Below are 21707 nucleotides of genomic sequence, written 5' to 3'. Positions count from 1 at the left end.
GGTGCTTCGCTGCGGAGGCGGCCAATGACGATCTCACTGAACGGCGGGTTGGTGCGGCAGCGAACGATCCCACGACCCACGACAGCTCCCCGGACCACCGCGGAGTACAGCGCCGCGAGACAGCTTTGGGGGACGATCCCGGTGGAACTCGCGGAGAAGATGCGACCCCTGGCCGGTGTGCTGGTCCGCGACGCGGTCCGCGAGATCCGGCGCGCGGTGCCCGCGTACGCGCAACCGCTGGAGGGCAAGTTCCGCGAAGTCCTCGTCGGCGCGGTCGAAATGGCCATCGTCAAGTGCTTCGAGAACATCTGCGACCCCGACGCGCCGCAGGCCGACTGGCAGGCCGTGCTGCGCTACAGCGGGCGGATGGAATACCTCGAAGGCCGGACGATGGACTCGTTGCAGACCGCCGTGCGGGTCGGCGCCCGCGTCGTGTGGCGGCACCTGAGCCAGCACGGCAAGGAGATGGGGGTCTCCAACGACACCCTGTTCGTGGTCGCCGACGCGATCTTCGCGTGGGTGGACGAGCTGTGCCGCGCGGCCATCGAGGGCTACACCGAGGCGCAGAGCAACGCCAACGGAGCGCTGGAGCGCCGCCGTCGGCAGTTGCTCAAGCTGGTGCTGGCCGAACAGCCCGCGTCGGCGCGGTCCATCGCGGACCTCGCCGGCACCACGGACTGGACGCTGCCCGACCGGGTCGCCGTGGTGGCCCTGGAGTACCGGGAGGACCAGCACCAGCTCCCGTCGGTCCAGCTGGGCCGCGACGTCCTGGTGGACCTGGAGAGCTCCACGCCGTGCCTGGTGGTGGCCAACCCGAAGGGCCGGCCGCACCTGGACCTGCGCGGGCGGCGCGCGGCCGTCGGGCCGACCGTCCCGCTGGCCGAGGCCCGGCAGTCGCTCGCGTGCGCCCGCCGCGCGCTGGCGTTCGTGCGCCGGGGCCTGCTCCCCGCCACGCCGCTGACCTGGTGCGACGACCACCTGGCCACGCTGGCGCTGCTGTCCGACGAGTTCCTGGTCGGCCAGCTGACCTCCCGGGCGCTGGTCGCGTTCGACGGGCTGACCGTGAAGCAGCGGGAACGCCTGGAGACGACGCTGCTGGCGTGGCTGGAGACGCGGGGCGGCATCGGCGAGATCGCGAACCGGCTCGACGTGCACCCGCAGACCGTCCGCTACCGGATGCACCAGCTCGAAGAACTGCTCGGCGACCGGCTCGCCGACCCGGACGAGCGGCTGACCCTGGAGATCGCGCTCCGGGCCCGCCGCCTGCTCGCCCGGGCGAGCACCACCCCGGCGAAACGCCCCGCCTGACGGGGGCGTTCCCGCTCCGGGCGCGGCGCCTCCGCCCCGCCGCGCCCCTCGCGACGCCCCTCCGCGGTGTCGCTTCCGCGGTGACTGCCTTGCAGTGGCCCTTCGGCGGTGCCGGCTAGCAGTTGCCGTGGGCCGGGACGCCCGCGAACCGGGCCTCCAGCCACGCGAACGCCTCCGGGTAGGCCGCGATCGCGCCGCCCACGTGCGTCGGCGCCAGGCTCGGGCTGAACCTCACGTTCGCGCCCTGCGCGCACCACTTCCGGACCATCTCCGCGGCCTGCCCGTACGGGACGATGTCGTCCAGCACGCTGTGCACCACCAGCACCGGCGCGCCGGGCTTGCGCACCCCGATCCGCTGCTCCTCCACGCGGGAGGCGTAGGGCTCCTCGGTCAGGTAGGCCTCCAGTGGGCGGCCGTCCTTGGTGAGGTCCTTGGACTGGCGGAACGCGTGCGCGGCCACCGCCTCGATCGTGCACTGGTGCTCGACCTCGGTCATGAGCCGCTTGCCCTGGTCGTTGAGCAGCGCCGGGATGTCCAGCTCGGGGTAGGCGGCGTTCAGGCTGAGCAGGGCGTACCCGAGGAACCCGGCGGCGTAGTGGCCGTCGAGGTTCTCGGCCACCGCGCCCAGGTCGGCGGGCGGCGCGCCCGCGTACGCGCCCCTGAGGTCGAGTTCCGGCGCGTAGGTCCGGTACAGCTCGACGGCCGCCGCGCTGGCCCCGCCGCCCTGCGAGTAGCCCGAGATCGCCACCGGTCCGGCGTCGGGCAGGTCCGCCTCGGGCAGCCGCTGGGCGGCGCGGATCGAGTCGAGGACGGCGTGCGCCTCGGCGGCCCGGTTGACGTAGGTGTGCACGCCGGGCGTGCCCAGGCCCTCGTAGTCGGTGACGACCACGCCGAACCCGCGCAGCAGCAGCCCGGACAGGAACGGGCCCTCGTACTCGCTGCCCATCGCCATCTGGCGGGACGGCGCGCACTCGTCGCCGACGCCCTGGGTGCCCGGCGCGTAGGCGACGATCGGCCGCGGGCCGGGACCGGCCCACGGGGTGTGCGGGGTGAGGACGGTGCCGGAGACCGCGATGGCGGTGCCGTGGGTGTCCGTGCTGCGGTAGAGGACGCGGCGCGCGGTGGCGGGCGCGCGGAGCAGTTTGAGGGGGTCGAGGAAGAAATCGGCGGGTTCGCTGCGGATGACGTCGCCGTTGCGGGCCGGCAGTTCGGTGGGGACGTCGTAGAACGATCCTTGGGCGTGGGCGGGACCGGTGGCCACCAGACCGGTGACCAGGCCCGTGGCCAGCAGGGTGGCCATCGCCGCCGTCGTCCGGCGGCGCGCGAGGAATCGCATGGGTGCTCCTCGTCGAGCGGAAAATCGACAACGCGTCGAACCTTTCCGCGCGCGCGATCCGGGGGTCAAGGAGCTGCGCTTTTCTTGTCATCGACGCGCAAATCCGGCGGTCGTCACACTTACGCCGGTGACATCAACGCGCGTTCGGCGCCGGCGAGGTGCTCGTCGGTGATGCCGGTGGCCGGGTCCACAGGGATCAGGGCGGTGGTCTCGCGGCGACGGCGGAGGAAGGCGTCGCGGGCCGAGGCGAAGAGGGCGAAGTCGTCGTCCAGCCACGCCAGCGGCCGACCGGCGGCGAACCGCCCGACCGCGCCGTACTTCCAGTCCGGGGTGCCCTCGTAGGCGCGCAGGCCGATCACGCGCAGGGGCGGGAGGCCGAGCGCCGGGCCGACGGTGTCGTTGGCCAGGTCCTCCCAGGAGGTGGCCCAGACGAGTTCCGCGCCGGTGCGCTCGGCGAGGGACCGGAGGGCGGGGCCGTGGGCGGGGTTGAGGTGGGCGTGGCGGGTGGCGCGCCGCCACCGGGACAGCCGCCACTCGTGGCGGACGTAGCCGGGCGGTGGGGTGCGGGCGGCCCACGGGTTGAGCGGGCCGTCCACGTCCAGCAGCAGGAGCACGGTTGACGTAGTACCAGGCGGGTCGGGGGTCGGGTGGGCGGTTCGGGGCAGGATGGGCGGCGGAGGTGGTGTTCGTGGCCGACGCGGTGGGGGCGGAGTTCGTGGCCGACGCGGTGGGGGCGGTCGTGGCCGACGCGGTGGCGGTGGTGACGGGCGGGAACCGCGGGATCGGGCGGGAGGTGTGCCGGCAGTTGGCCGACCTGGGGTACCGGGTCGTGTTGACCTCCCGGGACGCCGGTGCGGCGGAGGAGGTCGCCGGTCGGCTGGGGGTGGACCACCGCCGGTTGGACGTGACGTCGGACGAGTCGGTGCGGGACTTGGCGGCGTACGTGGAGGAGCGGTACGGGCGGCTGGACGTGCTGGTCAACAACGCCGCCGTGCACTACGACTCCTGGCAACGGGCGGCCGGCGCGGACCTCGCGGTGGTGCGCGAGGCGATGGAGACCAACTTCTACGGGCCCTGGCGGATGGTGTTGGCGTTGTTGCCGTTGCTGCGCGAGGGGTCACACGGGCGGATCGTCAACGTGTCGAGCGAGGCGGCGTCGTTCGCGTCGCTCGCGGGGGGTGGGTGGGGGCACGCCGGCGTACGGGACGTCCAAGGCGGCGTTGAACGCGTTGACGGTGATGTTGGCGGCGGAGTTGCGGCGGGATCGGGTGCTGGTCAACGCCGTTTGCCCGGGGTGGGTGGCTACGGACATGGGTGGGCCGGGTGGGCGGCCGGTGGCGGAGGGGGCGGCGAGTGTGGTGTGGGGGGTGACGTTGCCCGATGACGGGCCTACCGGGGGCTTCTTCCGGGACGGGCGGAGGGTTCCCTGGTAGCGGACCGTCAGTGGCGGCGCTCGGGCGGTGCGGGGTGGGGTGCGAGGTGGTGCGGGGGCGGGTTGCGGGGTGGGGTGAGTGGGGTACCCGCGTGGCATGAAGTGGCGCGGCGCGGTGATCGGTGCGGTGGTGGTGGCGGTCGTGGCGTTGGTGGGGGTGTTCGTCGTGGTGCCGAGGTTCGGCACGGACACCGTCGACCGGAGCGGCCCCGCGGTGTTGCAGGCGTTGCGGGACCTGAGCCAGTTCCACGCGGCGGCGGGCGAGTACCAGGTGGTGCTCGACATCGAGCACGACGTGCGGTACGTGCCGGCGGTGCTGGCCGGGCAGCGGACGCTGTTCGTGGCGGCGGGCACGGTGAACGCCTACGTCGAGTTCGGGTCGCTGGCCGAGGACGCGATGAAGGTGTCGCCGGAGCACAAGACCGTGGAGCTGACCCTGCCCGCGCCGGTGCTGGACAAGCCGAACCTGCACCAGGAGCGGAGCTACGTGTTCGCGCAGGAGCGGGGGTTGGTGGACCGGCTGGCGGCGTTGGTGGAGACGCGGGACCAGCAGCCGTTCTACGTGGCGGCGGAGCAGAAGATCGCCGACGCGGCCCGCGAGTCCGGCCTGACCGACCGGGCCGAGGAGAACACCCGCAAGATGCTCACGGGGATGCTGCAGGCGCTGGGGTACTCGGTGACGTTCCGCCCGGCTGACTAGGGCCGGACGCGGCCGACCGGCGCCCGTCCGATTAGGCTGACCGGGCCATGAGACGCAAGCTTCGGCCGCCGCTGCCCCAGCGCCACGGCCTGGACCCCGCCCGCCTGCGACTGCCCGTCGAGGGGTCGTGGGCGACGCTGCGCGACCACCTGGTCGAGCGGCTGCCGAGGGTCGCGCCGGAGCGGATCGACACGATGTTGGCCGAGGGCCGCATCTACGACCTGAACGGCCCGGTCGCCCCGGACGCGGCGTTCGCCCCCGGCACGTCGGTGTGGTTCCACCGCGACCTGCCCGAGGAGGTGCCGGTCCCGTTCGACCTCCGGGTGGTGTACCGGGACGACGCGATCCTGGTGGTGGACAAGCCCCACTTCCTGGCGACGATCCCGCGCGGCAAGCACGTCGTGCAGACGGCGTTGGTGCGGTTGCGGACCGAGTTGGGCCTGCCGCACCTGTCGCCGGCGCACCGGTTGGACCGGGTGACGGCCGGGTTGGTGCTGTTCGTGGTCGATCCCGCGTTGCGCGGCAAGTACCAGACGATGTTCAAGGATCGCCTGGTGCACAAGGAGTACGAGGCGATCGCGCCGTACCGGGCCGAGTTGGCGACGCCGGTGGTGGTGCGCAGCCGGATCGTCAAGGAGAAGGGTGTGATCACGGCGCAGGAGGTTCCTGGGCCGGTGAACGCGGAGACGCGGGTGGAGCTGGTCGAGCGGGTCGACGTTCGTGGCGGGTGGGGGCGGTATCGGTTGTTGCCGTTGACCGGGCGGACGCATCAGCTTCGGTTGCACATGGCGTCGTTGGGTGTGCCGATCCGGAACGACGACTTCTACCCGGTGTTGCGCGAGAAGCCCTTGGACGACTTCACCGACCCGTTGCAGTTGCTCGCCAAGGTTCTGGCGTTCACCGATCCCGTCACTGGGGCTTCTCGGCGGTTCGTGAGCTCTCTGTCGCTTTCGGTCTGACGCTTCGAAGATCAAAAGCTGAAAGCGGCGCTCGCCGCGCGACAGGCCTTCGGGGGTGGAAGGGCGTCGGTTCGTTCTCCGTACGGCGGACGAACCGAGGCCCTTCCTGTGGCTTGGCAGCCCGTGAAGGGCACTCCGTGCGGTTGGGTGGCTTAGTCGAGGTAGCCGAGCATTTGGGAGATCTGGCCGGTGCGGGAGTGGAAGATGCGGTCGGCCAAGGCCTTTGATTGGGGGTTGACGCCACCCTCGCGTTCGAACTTCGCGATCTCCACCGCGTTGTGCTGGTGGGCGATCAGCAGGTTCAGGAAGGCCTTCTCGAACTCACCCGGGCCTGTTGCGGCCAGTGCCGCGATGGCCTCCGGGCTGGTGGAGTGGTCGCCACCGTGGTTGGCGTGCAGTTGCGCGTCCGCGCCCGGGGACTCCGGTCGGTTCCAGTCCCGCAGCCACTTCAACATTGAGTCCACTTCGGACAGTTGGGTGACCTCGATGGCCGCGGCCAGGGTCTTGACGTCGGTTCGGACCGACTTGTCCTTCGCCAGCTTCACGATCTCGATGCCGGCCCTGTGGTGGGAGACCGCCATCTGCAGGAACATCACGTCCACGGGGTTGAACTCGTTGGTCTCCGCGACCGTCGACACGGGGCCGGTCGGCGCGGGCACCAGGCCCGACCCGCCGGAGCCGCAGCCGGTCAGCAGGAGCACCGGGAGCAGCAGGCCCCCGAGTACCGCCATCAGGCGTCGCAAGGTCGTCCTCCCTGGGTGGGGCCCGCCCGCGCTGTGACAGGGCAGCGCGGACGGGCTTTCTGGCACAGGTCGCCTAGAGCCGCTGCCACAGGGACGGCGTGTTCGGCGGCTCCCAGCCGGCCAGGGACGTGTGCGCCTGGATGCACTTGTACGACGCGCCGCCGTACGTGACCTGCGCGCCCACCGCGTAGGACGTGCCCGCCGCCCACGTGCCGCCCGCGGGCGGGGTCGTGGTCGTCGTGGTGGGCTGGGTGGTGGTCGTGGTCGGGGTGGTGGTGGTCGTCGGGGTGCCGCCACCGCCGACCTGGAGGTCGACGCAGTTGTAGAACGCCATCGGGGTGTCGGCGATGTTCCACACCGCGAGCAGCTTGATGCGGCCCGTGCGGCCACCGAGGTTGACGTTGTGGGTCACGGTCGAACCGGGCTGGCGGCCACCGTCGTTCACCTCGTGGACCTTGCTGCCGCCGATGAAGTACTGCCACGTGGTGGTGGCGTGCCGGGCGGTGATGGTCCAGGTGAACGTCACGTTGTTGCCGACCGAGGCGGCGGGCCACGCCTTGCTCTCGTCGCTCAGCGGAGCCCAGCGGCTGTCGCCGGCGTGGCAGTTCTGCTGGCCCTTCGGGCCCTCGACACTCTGCGGTTCGTAGACGATCGGGCCGCAGTTCGAGACGCGGCCCTGCGCGCAGTTCGCCTGCCGGCTGGGCGGCGACGAGATGTAGCCGTGCGCGCTCGCCGTTCCCGCCGACACCACGACGATGAACGGGGCCACGCCGACGCCGGCGAGTACCGCCGCGAGCTTGCGTTTCAGGCTCATGTGTCCAGCTCCTTCGGAGGAGACCCACGAGGAGTCTCCTGGGCAGGGTCCATATCCGCGGCGGCCGGATCCCGCCGGGTGTGGTCGCGCTCCGCGACGGGAGAGCCACACTCGGCGATGGTGGTCTAGACCATAATCGGCAACGTCATCCGGGTCAAGGATCTGAACCGACTGGTCCAGCCGCCCGTAACCCCCGATGTGCCCCGACACCCGGTCCAACGTGCGACAGCGCCGGCGGCAGCGGTCGTCGCGACGTTCACAGTTGCCGCACCGGCCCAGGCCCAGCCGACGGACGCGCTCGCGCGGTACGAGGAACTCTCAAGGCCCAGGACGACCTGGGCGCACGCGGGGCGGAGCCGGCGACGGTGACGCGGACCGGCGCCGACGCCCGAACCGAGCGGGAACGCTTGCGCGGTCGGGTGGACTTGCTCACGGAAGCCTCCTACGAGGGAGCACGTTTCGGCACCCTGTCCGCGTTCCCGGTCGCGACCTCGCAGCAGGCCTTCCTGAACCGGTTGAGCGCACTGGACGTGCCGGCCGCCGACAGCGGCGAGGTGTCGCGCCGTATGTCTACAGCCGTAGACGCCCGACGGCAAGCCGTGCGTGTCCGTGGCGATCCCGCGCACCACCTACACGCAGGCCGCGGTCGGGTGCGGGCGGTGCACGCGTCCACCGAGGGCGTTCCGGTGCGCATCGCGGACATCGACTCGATCGGGCCGATCAGCACGATCCGCCGCGTCGTGGGCTGACGGACGCGGGACCCGCCGTGTCGTGCGCGGGTCCCGCGTTTCCGTGTCAGCAGTACAGGTTCGACCCCGGCGAGACGCCGAGGATGGCGGTGAAGCGCTGGTAGGCGTCCACCCGGCTCTGGACCTGCGCCGGGTTGCGGCCGTCGCATTCCAGGGCGCCGTTGATGCTGCGGATCGTCTGGCCGAAGCCGTGCCCGTTGACCATCGCGTTGTGCGGGGTCATCGTGCCGGGGCCGTTCTGGGTGTTCCAGTACCAGAGGCCCGTGCGCCAGGCCACCGAGGCGTCGTTCTGCACCAGCCACGGGTTGGTCAGCAACGGCAGGCCCAGGGCGTCACCGGCGGCCTTGTAGTTGAAGTTCCACGACAGCTGGATCGGACCCCGGCCGTAGTACGCCGCCTGCCCCGCAGGGCAGCCGTAGGGCTGGCTCGCGTCGCAGTAGTGCGGGTAGTTGGCCTGGTTCTGCTCCACGATGTGCACCAGGCCGCCGGTCTCGTGGTTGACGTTGGCCAGGAAGGCCGCCGCCTCCTGCTTCTTCACCGTGTCGCTGCCGGTGTTGGCGAAACCGGGGTACGCGCTCAGCGCGGCCTTGAGACCGCTGTAGGTGTAGAAGGGGTTCCGGTTCGGGTACATCTGGTTGAACTGCGCCTCCGAGACCACGAAACCACCGGTGTTCGGCGGGGTGGAGGTCGTGGTCGTCGTGGGACTGGTGCCGCAGTTGTACGGGTCCCAGTACCAGGTGCTGATCGTCGGGTCGTAGCCCGGGTTGTCGTGCTCGGCGATGTAGTGCTTGCCGTCGGTGTACTTCACGATGCTGCCGGCGGCGTAGAACTTGCCCTGCACCCATGCGGGGTAGGAGCAGGACGACGGCGGGGACGTGGTGGTGGTGGTGCCGCCGCCGCAGACGCCCTGGTCGGCCCAGACCTGGGCACTGCCCGGCGTCTCGTTCTGGGTCCACCACTTCGCGGACCAGTTGTGCCCGTTGTGCGATGCCGTCATGCCGCCGGTGTAGACGGCGGACGCGCTCCACGGCGTCGCGCACGCGGCGGCGGATGCGGAGGTCGTGGCGGCTGCGACAGTCAGTGCCGCCCCGACCACGATGGTGGCGATGGCCGCCACAACGCGGAATCTCGACACGTGATCTCTTCTCCCGTTCGAGCGCCCTCGGACGTGACTCGGGCCACTCAACAGGATTGGTCTACACCAGTCAAGGGTGAACTACCCCTGTTCTCGCACGTAGGCGACGACCGACGGGCACACGACGATCCGCTCGCCGTCGGCGTACCCCGGCCGCACGGTGCGCGCCACGGTGTCCACCGCGTCCTCGTCGTCGGTCGGCTCGGTGGCGACGACGTGGTGCCGGCTCGGGTCCACCGGGCGGCCGTCGGGCACCACCACCCGCACGCCGGCCGCCGCGAGCAGGTTCTCCGCCTGCCACGCCACGCCCTCGGGCAGCTTGGGCATGAGGTCGGTCAGGCCGCGCACCAGCACGTCCTTCTGGCGGGCCGCGGGCGGCGGCGCGGCCCGGCCGCGGTTGACGCCGGTCGCCGCCGCGCCCAGCAGCACAGCCCCGACCAGCAGGGCCAGCGCGGGCAGGGTCGGCGGCGGCACGGTCGCGGGCACGGCCACCGACGCCCACCACCCGTCGGGCGTGGCGTGCGCGCCGACCATCCCGCCGCCCGCGACCAGCAACCCCACGGCCGCCTGGTCGACGGCGCCCACCAGCACGGCCACCCGGGGCGTCGCGGTCCGGGACGGCGGCTCGTTGCCCCGCGCCGGGCGCACCACGACCGCCCGCGCGCCGGCCGGCAGCACGGCCGCGACCTCGTCGGCGATCCCGACCGGGTCGGCGGAGCGGCGCGCGCTCTCCACGGCGCCGACCGCCACCTCCCGCACGTCCACGGCGGGCGCGCCGGGCGCGAGGACCAGGGCCAGCGCGGGGAAGGTGATCAGCGCGCCGAGGACGACCAGGGCGATGGCGGTTCGGTTCACCCCATCTAGGGTCGTCCGGTGGGAACGCGCCCTGATCGGGCCGTCCGGGTGAATCAGCCCTGCGCAGTCACGGGTCCACGCTCCGTGTGCTCGACCAGACGGGTGAGCACGACGTCCCAGACCCCGCGCGGGAGTTCGTGCCCGGTGTCCGGCAGCACCACGAGCGGCGCGGCCGTCGGGATCTCCGCGACCAGCGCTTCCGCGTGCCCCAAGGGGAACAACGGATCGACGTCGCCGTGCACCACCAGCGTCGGGGCCCCGATCTCCCCCAACCGGGCCCGCCACGGCTCGCCCCCGACCACTTGGAGGTGGTTGGCGCTGGACGCGATGCTGGTCGAGCGGTCGAAGATCCGGCCCGCCAACGCCCGCTCGGCCACCTCGTCCACCGGGCGCGAACCCCGGTAGGGCCGTTGCGCGGCCACGAGGTGGTCGATCACCGAGTCGCGGTCGGACCAGTCGGGCGGCGGGGTGCCGCCGGCGGCGAAGTGCTCCAGCAGGGACGGGGCCATCGGCGGCAGGTCGGGTTCGCCGGGACCGCCCGGGCTGGTGGCGATCAACGTCAGCGTGGCCACGCGGTCGGGGTGGTCCAGCGTCAGCAGCTGGGCGATCATGCCGCCCATCGACAGCCCGACGACGTGCGCCTCCGCGATGCCCAGGGCGTCGAGCACCCCGACGGCGTCGGCGACCATGTCGGGGAACGCGTACCCGGGTTCGCCCGGCGGGTAGGACGTCGAACGCCCGGTGTCGCGGTGGTCGTAGCGGATGACGAACCGGCCGGCGTCGGCGAGGGGCCGGCAGAAGTCGACCTCCCACCGGTCCATCGACCCGGTGACACCCATGATCAGCAGGACGGCCGGGTCGCCGGGCGCCCCGAAGGTCTCCACGCAGAGGTCCACGCCGTTGGCGCGCAACACTTCCTCGGTCACACCAGGACCGTAGCGAGGCCGCCGTCGGCTTGTCGCGTCGCGTTTCCCGACGGTCAGCTTTTGCGATCGTCGGGAAACGCGACGCGACGAGCCGACCCGCAGGGCGGCCGAGCCGCGTGACGGAGTCACGCCATCGACACAGCCCCCGCGATCAGCTCTGTCTGGCGAAACCGGTCTTCGGTGAACGGCATCGCGACCAGCCGGTCCACGCCCGCCTCCGCGAAGGCCGCGAACCGTTGTGCCGCTTGCTCGGGCGTGCCGGTGACGATGACCTCGCGCGCGTGCTCCTCGGACACCCCGTAGTCGGTCATCCCCTTGACACGTTGGTCGATCACGGCGGCCGGGACGTCCCCCAGGGCCACGCTGACGCCCACCGTGACACCGGGGCGGGGACGGTTGTGCTGGGCGGCCAGTTCCTCCAGCTCCACCAACGCCCTTCGAATGGCGTGGGGAGTGGTGAACGCCGGGTACCAGTGGTCGCCGAAGCGGGCGGCCCTGCGCAGCGCGGGTCTTCCACCGCCGCCGACCAGGACCGGCGGCATGGCGGCGCCGGGCGAGAGGGCGATCTCCCTGCCGTGCAAACAGACCCGCTCGCCGCGCACGAGACCGGGCAGGACCTCCAGGATGGCGTCGGTGCGCTTGCCGCGTTCGGCGAACGGCACGTCCACCGCGTGCCAGGCCGCCTCGCCGTGCGCCTCGCCGCCGCTGCCCACGCCGAGCAGGACGCGGTTCCCGGAGAGGTGTTGCAGGGTGGCGACCTGCTTGGCGGTCCAGGCGGGCTGGCGCAGCGGCAGCACCATGACGCCGAAGCCGAGCTTGATCTTCGTGGTGACGGCGGCGACCGTGGCGTGCACGAGCGTGCTGTCCAGGAAGGGGTTCACCGGGATCAGGTGGTCGCCGTGCCACAGCGACTCCAGCCCGAGGCCCTCGGCGTGCTGGGCGAACGCCACCACGTCGTGGCCGAAGCCGGGCAGGGTCGTGCCGACGTCCATCACCGCACCTCCAGCAGGGTCTTGCCGACGGTGGCGCGGGACTCGATGGCGGCGTGCGCGTCGGCGGCGCGGTCCAGCGGGAACCGCTGGCCGATCACCGGCCGGATCGTGCCGTCGGCGGCGTGCCGCAGGACGGTGGCGACCAGGTCGGCCAGCTCCTCCGGCGTGGGCCGGCGGCCTTCGACGAGGGTGACGCCGCGCTCGGCGGCGCGGTCCGGGTCGATGCCCGCCCACTCGCCGCCGGCCAGGCCGAAGCTGAGCATCCGGCCGCCGGGGCGCAGCAGTTCGAACGCCGCCCGCGCGGTCGGGCCGCCGACGCCGTCGAACACGACGTCCACCGGGTCGGCGCCCCAGTCCGGCTCGGTGTAGTCGATCACCTCGTCCGCGCCCAGGCCGCGCACGACCTCGCCCTTCTCCGCCCCGCCCGCCGCGCCCACGACGGTCGCGCCAGCGGCCTTGGCGAGCTGGACCAGCAGCGTGCCGACGCCGCCGGCCGCCGCGAGCACCAGGACCCGCCGCCCGGCGACGTCGCCGACGGTGCGCAGGTTGAGCAGGGCGGTGCGGCCGTCGGCCAGCAGCGCGACCGCGGTGTCCAGCGGCACGCCGTCGGGCACGACCACCAGGCCCGCCGCGTCCACGGCGACCCGCTCGGCGTAACCGCCCCGGCCGCCGGTCGAGGTGATCACCCGCTGCCCGACCAGGCCGGGGTCCACGCCCTCGCCGACCCGGGTCACCACGCCGCCCACGCCGTTGCCGAGGATCGCGGGCGGTTCGAGCCGGAACGGCCCCTGCCCGGTGCGCCGGTACTGCGTCTCCACGAAGGTCGTGTTCGCGTACGCGACCTCGACCAACGCCTGCCCCGGACCCGCCACCGGGTCCGGCGCCTCCCCCGCGACCAGCACCTCAGGTCCCCCGAACCCGTTCATCCACACCGCGCGCACCGCGTCCCCCATGGGCCGTTCCGACTCGTGGGACCAGCCTGCGACCTCCAGCTAAGTGGAGGTCAACTTTCGCCCTTGTGGATGTGCGCCGGGTCACCCTAAAGTCTCTGGGAGCGCTCCCAGGGAGCGCTCCCAGAAGCGTCGTCAACCGTCAGAGCAGACGGAGGAGCCCTGTCCATGAGATCGCTTCCCCCTCCCCGGTGGCGCCGCCAGGCCACCGCTTCCCTCGCCGTCGCCGCCCTGACCGGCGCATTGGCCTCCGGCACCGCGCACGCGGCCGACTACGAGCGGATCGTCAACGGCACGTTCTCCGGCGGCACGGCGGACCCGTGGTGGTCCAGCGCCGGGGTCACCAACCGCGTGGTCGGCGGTGAGCTGTGCGCGACCGTCACCGGCGGCACCGCGAACCCCTGGGACGCCCTGATCGGGCAGAACGGCGTGCCGTTCGAGGCAGGCCAGTCCTACCGGATGTCCTTCGACGCCTACGCCACCGCGCCGCAGGCCATCGCCGCCAACGCCGGCGAGGCGGTCGCCCCCTACCGGGGCATCGCGCGCCACGGCGTCACGCTGACCACCACCAAGCAGACCTACAGCTTCACCTTCACGCCGGAACTGGACTTCCCCGAAGCCGGCAACGGGCAGATCTCCTTCCAGCTCGGCGGCAACGCGGCCGACAACACCATCTGCGTCGACAACATCTCGCTGGTCGGCGGCGTGAAGCCGCCGGGCGGCGACGTCGGCCCGGCGCCGAAGAAGATCAACGCCGACCAGGTCGCCTACCTGCCCGGCCTGCCCAAGCGCGCCACCCTGACCTCGACGGCGACCACCCCGCAGACGTGGACGCTGAAGAACGCGGCGGGCGCGACCGTCGCCACCGGTCAGACCACGCCCAAGGGTGTCGACGCGGCGTCGGGCGACTCGACGCACGTCATCGACTTCTCCTCCTACGACACCACCGGCACCGGCTACACCCTGTCGGTCGGCACGGAGACCAGCTTCCCGTTCGACATCTCCGCCGACCGCTTCAAGCAGCTGCGCTACGACGCCCTGGCGTTCTTCTACCACCAGCGCAGCGGCATCGAGATCCAGGCGCAGTACGTCGGCGAGACCTACGCGCGCCCGGCCGGGCACCTCAACGTCGCCCCGAACCAGGGTGACAACAACGTGCCCTGCAAGTCCGACCTGGCCTGCGGGTACACGCTCGACGTGCGCGGCGGCTGGTACGACGCGGGCGACCACGGCAAGTACGTGGTCAACGGCGGCATCTCGGCGTGGCAGGTGCTCAACACCTACGAGCGCGCGCTGCGCCTGGGTGACGCGTCCGCGCTGGGCGACGGCAAGCTGAACATCCCGGAGAAGGCCAACGGCGTCCCGGACATCCTGGACGAGGCCCGCTGGGAGGTCGAGTTCCTGCTCAAGATGCAGGCGCCCGACGGCATGGCGCACCACAAGATCCACGACGCCGCGTGGACCGGCCTGCCGCTGCTGCCGCACCAGGACCCGCAGGCACGGCGGCTGTCGGCGACCAGCACGGCGGCGACGCTGAACCTGGCCGCCGTGGCGGCGCAGGCGGCGCGGATCTGGAAGACGATCGACCCGGCGTTCTCGGCCAAGGCGCAGGCGGCGGCGGTCAGGGCGTACGCGGCGGCGAAGGCGAACCCGAACAAGATCGCCGACCCGAACGACGGCACCGGCGGCGGTTCGTACAGCGACAACACGCTGTCCGACGAGTTCTACTGGGCCGCGGCGGAGATGTTCGCGACCACCGGCGAGGCGTCCTACCGCGCCGACGTGACCGGCTCGGCCCTCTACAAGGGACAGTCGCTCAACCAGCGCGGTTTCGACTGGGGCTCCACGGGTCCGCTGGGTGACATCACGCTGGCGATCGTGCCCAACGGCCTGCCCGCGGCGGACGTCGCGGCCATCCGGCAGGCGTTCACCACCACGGCCGACGGGCTGCTCTCGCAGTTCGCGTCGATGGCCTACCCGGCGGCGTACCGCACGACCGACGGCAGCTACGAGTGGGGTTCCAACGGCCTGATCGCGAACAACGCGTCGGTGCTGGCGCTGGCGCACGACTTCACCGGCGCGGCGAAGTACCGCGAGGGCGTGTTCGAGATCCTGCACTACCTGTTGGGGCGCAACCCGGTCAGCTACTCGTACGTGACCGGCTACGGCAGCCAGCCGGTGAAGAACGTCCACCACCGGCACTGGGCGAACCAGCTCGACGCCACGTTGCCGACCGCTCCGCCGGGCGTGCTCTCCGGTGGCCCGAACAGCGGCCTGCAGGACCCGATCGCGGCGCGCCTGCTGCCCGGGTGCAAGCCGCAGAAGTGCTTCGTGGACCACATCGAGGCGTACTCGCTCAACGAGGTCACGGTCAACTGGAACTCGGCGTTCGCGTGGGTGGCCAACTGGGCGGCGGAGAAGTCCTCCTCGGCCCCGGCCGACACCACTCCCCCGACCGTGCCGGGCACCCCGGTGGCGTCCGGCATCACGACGACCGGCGCGACCCTGACGTGGACGGCCTCGTCGGACGCGGAGAGCGGCGTGAAGGACTACGACGTGGTGGCGGTCGAGGGTGACGCGCTGCGCGTGGTCGCCACGGTCACCGGCACGACGTACGCGGTGACCGGCCTGCGCCCCGACACGGCGTACCGCTTCGCCGTGGTGGCGCGCAACGGCGCGGGGCTGCGGTCGGCCATGTCGCCGATCGGCACGTTCACCACGAAGGCGGACGGCGGGACGTACTGCAAGGTGACCTACCGGCAGTCGACGTGGGGCACGGGCCTGTCGGCGAACATCACCATCCAGAACACCAGCGGCAGCCCGTGGTCGTCGTGGACGCTGAAGTTCACGTGGCCGGGCAGCCAGAAGATCACGCAGGGCTGGTCGGCGAACTGGTCGCAGTCGGGCCAGGTCGTGACCGGCACCAACGTGGGCTGGAACGGCAACGTCCCGGCGGGCGGCTCGGTCCAGGTGGGCCTGAACGCCTCCTCGACCCCGCCGCACGCGGAACCGACCGACTTCACGGTCAACGGCCAGCGCTGCACCAAGGGCTGACCGTTCGGTGCGGGGGCCGTCGACCAAGCGCCCGGTCGACGGCCCCTTCACCTCCCGGCGAGGAACTCCTGGATCCGCAGGTGCCGGAACTGGTAACCGCCGCCCACCTGCCTGAGCACACCTCGGCGGTGGGCGTCCTCCAGGAACTCCATGAGCCGCCAGGGCGTCTTGCGCGACACCCGGAACCAGAACCGGGCGATCTCGAACTTCACCCAGGCGCACGACAGGTACCGGAAGAAGACGACCACGACGCCGGTCAACGCCGCGAGCAACAACGTCGCGTCCTCGCCCACGTCGCCCACGGCCGCGATCCAGCCCCAGAAGCCGGCGACGAGGCCGACGAGGCTCAGCGCACCCACCAGGATCGCGGTCGAGCGGTCCGCGGCGAGGCCGTCCCCGGGCCGCACCGGGACGTCCGGCGCCGAACGTTTGGTCACCTCGCCACCGATGAACGACACGCTGCCCAGGGCCGCCCCGGCCTGCGCCGCGGCGGCCAGCGCGTCGGGCCGCGCCGCCGCGAGGGCCATGCCGGCGAACGTCACCGCGCCGGCCGCCGCGCCGGCGACCGCGAACCCGACCACCCGCCCGGCCCGGACGTCCAGGTACCGCGGCAGCGGCACGACGGCGTCCGCGCCGCGACCGACCCGCGTGACCAGCGCCGCCCAGAGCGGACCGAGCACGCCGCCGACCGCCGCGCCGATGAGCGTCACCGGTGACATCACGGCGAGTGGAACCAGCAGCAACCGCTCCAGGGGAGCGTTCGCCCACACCTCGGCCGGGACCGACGTCACCATGAACACGACGCTCATCAGGGCGGCCAGGATGGCGCCCCGCGTCGCCGCCACCACCGCGTGCGGCTTGGGCAGCAGCAGGAACAGCCGCCACCACGCCAGGTCCGCGCCCAGCGCCGACCGGCGCGCCAGGAAGCGCAGGGACCGCCGCGCCACCGCGACCCGCTCCCCCGCCGGGTACAGCGCGGGCAGGTAGGCGTCCAACAGGAGCTGCTCGACCTCGGCGGCCGTGGCGGGTTCGAGCAGGTCGCGCGGGTCGCCCGCGGTGAACGCCGTCCTGGCCAGGTAGACCATGAGCGGGGTGGACAGGGCCTGGGCGAGCGCGCCGTCCTGGTCCGCGGCCAACCGCTCGACCACCGGGTCCCAGCGCCGGTCGCCCTCGGCGAGTCCCGCGCGCAGGTAGGCGGCGGCGGCCCGCGGGGTCACCGAGCCCAGCTCCACGACCGCGGCCCGGCCGAGCGGCACGCGGACGGTCTCCTCGTACTCCCGCGACCGCGCGGTCAACAGCAGGGGGCCGGTGCTGAAGGCGTGGGCGATGCCCTCCGCCGCCGCCTTCCGCGCCGCCGGCGCGACTTCGTCCAGGCCGTCCAGGACCGGCAGCACCGTCCCGCTGTCCACCAGCGCCCGCGCCACCGCCGGGCCGTACGTGCCGCGCTTGCCGAACACCGGGTGGTCCACGGCGATGCGATCGGTGAGCCACTCCTCCAGGCCCTGCCGCTCCGGGTCCCAGGAGGACAGGGACACCAGCACCGGCACCGGGTCGTCGGCCGTGCGCCGGCGCGCGAGGCCGGCGGTCAGCAGGACGGCGGCGCTGGTCTTGCCCGCGCCCGGCGCGCCGATCAGCACCAGGCGGCGGGCGGGCAGGCGCAGGAAGGCGTCGGCCAGGTCGGGTACCGCGCCGCGCAGCTTCAGCCGGGTGGGACGACCCGGGACCACGTGGTCACCGAGGACGTCGGCGGCGGCGGGCGCGACCGGGAGGGTGGTGGACGCCCAGCCGACCTCCAGCGGACGGGTCAGCCCGCGCGCGGCGGCCTCCCGCTCCCACTGCCCGGCGACCAGGCCGGCCAGGTGGTTCGCGGCTTGGCGCAGGTCGGCGCTCCGGTTGCCCCGGATCGCCACCACCACCGCGACCACGCTGGTGACGAGCCCGGCGGTGGCCAGCAGCGCCCCGGCGACGCCGGCGAGCTTGTCACCTCTGTCCAGCGCGACCTCGGAGCCCGACAACCACAACAGCACTCCGCCGACAGCCACGACGAAGGCCACACCGGCCACCCACCACCTGCGTAAGTCCACGCGGACATCGTGGCCGAACCGGACGGGCTACGCGCCCGCCTTCGCCAGCACGTCCAGGAACTCGTCCGCGCCGCCGTCGAGGAAGTCGTGGCCGACGTCCAGGGACCGCACCTGCCAGGTCGGGTCGTCCTGGAACGCGTCGCGGAACTGCGTGAAGGGGCTTTCCCGGGTCTGCTCGCAGTAGAGGTACCAGCGGTTGGTGATGTTGTCGGTCGCGCCGGTCAGGCGGGAGCGCTGGAGCAGGGACGCGATCGGGTGCGCGAACGCCCGGTCGTCGAAGAACGGCATCGGGGCCACGCCCCGGCCGTCGGCCGCCACGCCGTCGATGTACCAGTCCCGCCAGAAGCCGTGCACCAGGTCCCACGCGGACTGGCCGTCGCGCGGCACCAGCGCGTCCACGTACACCAGGGACTTGATCTTCTCGGGCACGCGGTCCGCCGCCCCCGTGATCACCATGCCGCCGTAGCTGTGCCCGGCCAGCACGACGTCGTCCAGGCCGTCGAGCAGGGCGAGCACCTGCTCCACGTGTTCTTTGAGGTTGCCGTCGGCGCTCAGCGTGGGCGCGTGCACCTGGTGGCCCTGGGCGCGCAGCTGGGCGGTGATGGGCTCGTAGTACCAGCCACCGTGGCATGCGCCCGCGATCAGCACGTATGTCGTCATGTGATCGACAGTAGGTCGGCTTTAGGACATAGGATGTCCGTAATGACCATGCCCGCCCGCATGTTGCGACTCTTGTCACTCCTCCAGAGCCGCCGGGACTGGACCGGCGCGGACCTGGCGGAGCGGCTCGGCGTGACCGACCGGACGGTGCGGCGCGACGTCGAACGGCTGCGCGAGCTGGGTTACCCCGTGCACGGCGCGACCGGCACGACGGGCGGGTACCGGCTGGAGTCCGGCCGCGACCTGCCGCCGCTGCTGCTGGACGACGACGAGGCGGTGGCGGTGGCCATCGGGCTCCGGACGGCGGCGGCCACGCGCGGGATGGAAGAGAGCGCTTTCCGCGCGCTGGCCAAGCTGGAACCCGTGCTGCCGGACCGGTTGCGCCGCCAGATCGACGCCCTGGGCTCGACGGTGGCGCGCATCCCGTTCGGCGGGACGCCCGAGTCCGACCCGAGGGCGCTGGGCGTGCTGGCGGCGGCGTGCCGGGACCGCGAGGCGGTGCGGTTCGCCTACAAGGGGCAGGACCGCAAGGTCGAGCCGCACAGCCTGGTCACGCTGTTCCGGCTCTGGTACCTGCTCGCGTTCGACCCGGCCAAGCGGGACTGGCGGATGTTCCGGGTGGACCGGATCGGGGCGCCGCGCACCACCGGGCACCGGTTCCCGCCGCGCGAACCGCCCGAGGAGCCGGGCGCGTTCGTGGCGCGCCGGCTGACCTCCGCGCCCTACCGGTACACGGCGTCCGCGCTGGTCCAGGCGCCGGCGGCGGTCGTGGAGGCGCGGCTGGTGGTGGCGCTGCCCGGCAAGGTGGAGCCCGTGTCGGCGACCACCTGCCGGGTGCACCTGGGCGCGGACGCGATCGAGCCGATCGCCGCGGACCTGCTGCTGTGCGGCGCGGACTACGCGTTGGAGGCGTCGGACGAGGTCGTGGCGGCGTTGCGGGAGGTCGGCGCGCGGCTCACCGGTACGCGTCCTGGCCCACCGGCCGGACCAGGATCTCGTTGACGTCCACAGTGGACGGCTGGGACACGGCGTAGAGCACGGCGCGCGCCACGTCCGCGGGCGCGAGCTTCGGGTCGCCCAGCCGGGAGGCCGGGATGCCGCCGGTGTCGGTCAGGCCGGGCTGGACCAGCGTGACCCGCACGCCCGTGCCGACGCACTCCGCCCGGATCGCCTGCGCCAGGCCGGTGACCGCCCACTTCGTCGCCGCGTACAGGTTGCCCGGCCGCACCCCGCGCCCGGCCGCGGACCCGGTCAGCACCAGGTGGCCGCCGCTGCGGATCAGGGCGGGCAGGGCGGCGCGGGCGGTGTACGCCGGGCCGCACACGTTGGTCAGGACCATGTCGGCCCACTGCGCGGGCGGCGCGCCCTGCGAGGACGTGAAGGAGGTGACCACGCTGGTGCCCGCGTTGGCGAACACGACGTCCAGCCGCCCCCACTCCTCCTCGACCCGGCCGACCAGCGCGGCGACCTGCTCCCACTTGCGCACGTCGCAGGCGGCCACCCACACCCGGTCGGGTCCGCCCAGGCGCGCGGCGTGCTCGGCGAGCCTGTCCACGTCCCGCGCGGTCAGCACCAGCCGGTACCCGGCCTCGGCGGCGGCCTGCGCGGTGGCCAGCCCGATGCCGCGGGACGCGCCCGTGATGAGGAATACCCCTTCACCCATGTCGGCAGGCTACTGCTGGTTGGATCAGCGCACCGCGCTGCGCCACCGGAGGCAACAAAACCGCGACCGATGGCGTCTAAGTGGCGGACAACCATCTGATTGGGGGCACATGAACATCAACCGCAGGTTCGCGCTGGGTCTGGGCTCGGTCGCGGCGGCGGGCGCCGTCCTGGGCACCGCCGGCCCCGCGTCGGCGCAGGAGACCGACGCCGAGTGGGACGCGCTGATCCCGACCACCGCCGACCTCGCGCGCCGCAAGATCGCGCGGAAGTACCAGCGTGAGACGTACTTCGCGGGCGGGACGTGGTCGTCCCACATCGGTGTGGCCGACCCGGACGGCGTCGTGAAGACCGCCGTCGAGGACCACGCCGACCGGGTGGTCGACGCGTACAGCGTGAACAAGATCGCGGTGGCCGTCGCGGTGCTGGACAAGGTCGACCGGGGGTTGATCACCCTGGACCAGCGGGTGGACGTGACCGCGTCGATCGTGATCCAGGACACGGACGGGATCTTCGGGCTGGACGGGGCGTACCCCAGTTCGGTGACCGTGGGGCACGCGCTGGCGGCGCTGCTGACCGTGTCGGACAACACGGCGGTGCGGCTGTGCGGGCTCGTCGTGCCGGCGCTGGAGCTGAACGAGATCCTGCGCGCGAAGGGGTTCGTGCACACGCAGGTCGTGCCGGTGGCCAACCCGAACCGGTTCTTCCTGGGGACGACGACGCCGCGCGAGACGTTCACGCTGCTGCAGAAGCTGGTGCGGGGTGAGCTGCTGTCGGCCGGGTCGACGGAGCACCTGCTGAAGGTGCTGCGGTCGCTGACGTCGTTCACGGACGGCATCCGGCTGAACCTGTCGTCCGCCGAACGGCTGAACGTGGCGACCAAGGCCGGGTGGTTCGCGGACGGTCGCAACGAGGCGGGGATCGTGTTCGACGCGTCGGGCAAGGCGGTCGTGACGTACGCGCTGTTCGCGTCGGGGCAGTTCGCCGGGGACCAGGCGGCGAACGCGGACAACTACAGCGCGACCCACCCGGCCCTGCGTGCCCGCGCCGCACTGGGCCGCACGCTGTACGACTCGGTCCTGCGCATCACCACCGCCAAGCCGCGCGCCTACTCGGCCCAGCCCTACCGGGCGTCGAACGGCGGCTGAGAGCGGAGGCGGGGGGCGGCCCGCGCGGGGGGGTGCACGAGGGGGGCCCCCCCCCGGGCGCGGCCCGCCCGCGCCACCCCCCCCGCCCCCGCCCGGGGGGCCGCGCCCCGGCCCCCCCGCCGCGGGGGGGGGGGGTGTTTATAAAAAGGGAACGGAGTTGTGCGGGTTGGTCTGACTTAAAAAAAAGAAAGCCCGAGGGG

The 21707-nt window shown here is 72.7% G+C and carries 20 protein-coding genes and 1 pseudogene; 9 read left to right on the top strand and 12 right to left on the bottom strand.

Annotated elements, in window-relative coordinates; translation table 11 throughout:
- The first annotated feature begins 24 nt into the window (after window positions 1-24).
- Window positions 25-1308, top strand: coding sequence for a helix-turn-helix domain-containing protein (locus AB0A74_RS26215; RefSeq protein ID WP_358253393.1), 1284 nt, complete (start codon window positions 25-27; stop codon window positions 1306-1308).
- Window positions 1309-1423: 115 nt separating this feature from the next.
- Here the strand turns inward: AB0A74_RS26215 and AB0A74_RS26210 are convergent, their stop codons facing one another.
- Together AB0A74_RS26210 and AB0A74_RS26205 are read right to left on the bottom strand one after the other, a co-directional pair.
- Window positions 1424-2644, bottom strand: a complete 1221-nt coding sequence (locus AB0A74_RS26210) for a lipase family protein (protein WP_358253391.1) — start codon at window positions 2642-2644, stop codon at window positions 1424-1426.
- 119 nt (window positions 2645-2763) lie between these two features.
- Window positions 2764-3258 carry an HAD domain-containing protein gene (locus AB0A74_RS26205; protein WP_358253389.1) on the bottom strand — a complete coding sequence of 165 codons (495 nt, stop codon included), beginning with the start codon at window positions 3256-3258 and terminating at the stop codon, window positions 2764-2766.
- Window positions 3259-3323: 65 nt separating this feature from the next.
- Here AB0A74_RS26205 and AB0A74_RS26200 point away from each other — a divergent pair.
- The 4 genes and pseudogenes from AB0A74_RS26200 to AB0A74_RS26185 form a co-directional block, all read left to right on the top strand.
- Window positions 3324-3746: pseudogene (locus AB0A74_RS26200) on the top strand (SDR family NAD(P)-dependent oxidoreductase); the annotation flags it as partial.
- A 136-nt stretch (window positions 3747-3882) separates the two neighbouring features.
- Window positions 3883-4077 (top strand): hypothetical protein, encoded by a 195-nt coding sequence (locus AB0A74_RS26195; RefSeq protein WP_358253387.1) that lies wholly within the window; start codon window positions 3883-3885, stop codon window positions 4075-4077.
- A 78-nt stretch (window positions 4078-4155) separates the two neighbouring features.
- Window positions 4156-4776 (top strand): DUF4230 domain-containing protein, encoded by a 621-nt coding sequence (locus AB0A74_RS26190; RefSeq protein ID WP_358253385.1) that lies wholly within the window; start codon window positions 4156-4158, stop codon window positions 4774-4776.
- Window positions 4777-4823: 47 nt separating this feature from the next.
- The gene (locus AB0A74_RS26185; RefSeq protein ID WP_358253384.1) at window positions 4824-5735 is read left to right on the top strand and encodes a pseudouridine synthase; all 912 of its coding nucleotides are present in this window, start codon (window positions 4824-4826) and stop codon (window positions 5733-5735) included.
- A gap of 152 nt (window positions 5736-5887) precedes the next feature.
- Here the strand turns inward: AB0A74_RS26185 and AB0A74_RS26180 are convergent, their stop codons facing one another.
- Entirely contained in the window at window positions 5888-6466 is a 579-nt protein-coding gene (locus AB0A74_RS26180; RefSeq protein ID WP_358253382.1) for a DUF305 domain-containing protein, read from the bottom strand.
- 85 nt (window positions 6467-6551) lie between these two features.
- A complete protein-coding gene (locus tag AB0A74_RS26175; RefSeq protein ID WP_358253380.1) occupies window positions 6552-7292 on the bottom strand; it encodes a lytic polysaccharide monooxygenase in 741 nt (246 codons plus the stop codon).
- Window positions 7293-7657: 365 nt separating this feature from the next.
- Here AB0A74_RS26175 and AB0A74_RS26170 point away from each other — a divergent pair, with 365 nt between their 5' ends.
- A complete protein-coding gene (locus AB0A74_RS26170; RefSeq protein WP_358253378.1) occupies window positions 7658-8041 on the top strand; it encodes a hypothetical protein in 384 nt (127 codons plus the stop codon).
- A 46-nt stretch (window positions 8042-8087) separates the two neighbouring features.
- Here AB0A74_RS26170 and AB0A74_RS26165 read toward each other — a convergent pair whose 3' ends face one another.
- The 5 genes from AB0A74_RS26165 to AB0A74_RS26145 form a co-directional block, all read right to left on the bottom strand.
- Entirely contained in the window at window positions 8088-9158 is a 1071-nt protein-coding gene (locus AB0A74_RS26165) for a glycoside hydrolase family 19 protein (RefSeq protein ID WP_358253444.1), read from the bottom strand.
- Window positions 9159-9257: 99 nt separating this feature from the next.
- Window positions 9258-10031, bottom strand: coding sequence for a nucleotide exchange factor GrpE (gene grpE / locus AB0A74_RS26160; RefSeq protein ID WP_358253376.1), 774 nt, complete (start codon window positions 10029-10031; stop codon window positions 9258-9260).
- 53 nt (window positions 10032-10084) lie between these two features.
- Entirely contained in the window at window positions 10085-10957 is an 873-nt protein-coding gene (locus tag AB0A74_RS26155; protein ID WP_358253374.1) for an alpha/beta hydrolase, read from the bottom strand.
- Between the two features lie 125 nt (window positions 10958-11082).
- Window positions 11083-11949 (bottom strand): LLM class flavin-dependent oxidoreductase, encoded by an 867-nt coding sequence (locus AB0A74_RS26150; protein ID WP_358253372.1) that lies wholly within the window; start codon window positions 11947-11949, stop codon window positions 11083-11085.
- A complete protein-coding gene (locus tag AB0A74_RS26145; protein ID WP_358253443.1) occupies window positions 11949-12890 on the bottom strand; it encodes a zinc-binding dehydrogenase in 942 nt (313 codons plus the stop codon). Before AB0A74_RS26145 ends, AB0A74_RS26150 begins: the two co-directional genes overlap by 1 nt.
- Window positions 12891-13067: 177 nt before the next feature.
- Between AB0A74_RS26145 and AB0A74_RS26140 the strand changes: the two genes are divergently transcribed.
- The gene (locus tag AB0A74_RS26140; protein WP_358253370.1) at window positions 13068-15953 is read left to right on the top strand and encodes a glycoside hydrolase family 9 protein; all 2886 of its coding nucleotides are present in this window, start codon (window positions 13068-13070) and stop codon (window positions 15951-15953) included.
- Between the two features lie 47 nt (window positions 15954-16000).
- Here the strand turns inward: AB0A74_RS26140 and AB0A74_RS26135 are convergent, their stop codons facing one another.
- The gene (locus AB0A74_RS26135; RefSeq protein ID WP_358253369.1) at window positions 16001-18037 is read right to left on the bottom strand and encodes a hypothetical protein; all 2037 of its coding nucleotides are present in this window, start codon (window positions 18035-18037) and stop codon (window positions 16001-16003) included.
- Between the two features lie 27 nt (window positions 18038-18064).
- Window positions 18065-18697 (bottom strand): alpha/beta fold hydrolase, encoded by a 633-nt coding sequence (locus AB0A74_RS26130; RefSeq protein WP_358253367.1) that lies wholly within the window; start codon window positions 18695-18697, stop codon window positions 18065-18067.
- 60 nt (window positions 18698-18757) lie between these two features.
- On the opposite strand from AB0A74_RS26130, the gene AB0A74_RS26125 reads away from it, so the two are divergent.
- The gene (locus AB0A74_RS26125) at window positions 18758-19699 is read left to right on the top strand and encodes a WYL domain-containing protein (protein ID WP_358253365.1); all 942 of its coding nucleotides are present in this window, start codon (window positions 18758-18760) and stop codon (window positions 19697-19699) included.
- On the opposite strand, the gene AB0A74_RS26120 is transcribed toward AB0A74_RS26125, so the two are convergent.
- Complete coding sequence (locus tag AB0A74_RS26120) at window positions 19653-20360, bottom strand: SDR family oxidoreductase (RefSeq protein ID WP_358253363.1); 708 nt, start codon at window positions 20358-20360, stop codon at window positions 19653-19655. The genes AB0A74_RS26125 and AB0A74_RS26120 overlap by 47 nt on opposite strands.
- Before the next feature lie 109 nt (window positions 20361-20469).
- Here AB0A74_RS26120 and AB0A74_RS26115 point away from each other — a divergent pair, with 109 nt between their 5' ends.
- A complete protein-coding gene (locus AB0A74_RS26115) occupies window positions 20470-21507 on the top strand; it encodes a serine hydrolase (RefSeq protein ID WP_358253361.1) in 1038 nt (345 codons plus the stop codon).
- Window positions 21508-21707: the final 200 nt, after the last annotated feature.

It is taken from the genome of Saccharothrix sp. NPDC042600, from assembly GCF_040647305.1.
GTDB classification, from domain to species: Bacteria; Actinomycetota; Actinomycetes; order Mycobacteriales; family Pseudonocardiaceae; genus Actinosynnema; species Actinosynnema mutabilis.
The sequence above is the reverse complement of the archived record's forward strand: the minus strand, read 5'-3'. Positions and strand labels throughout refer to the sequence as shown.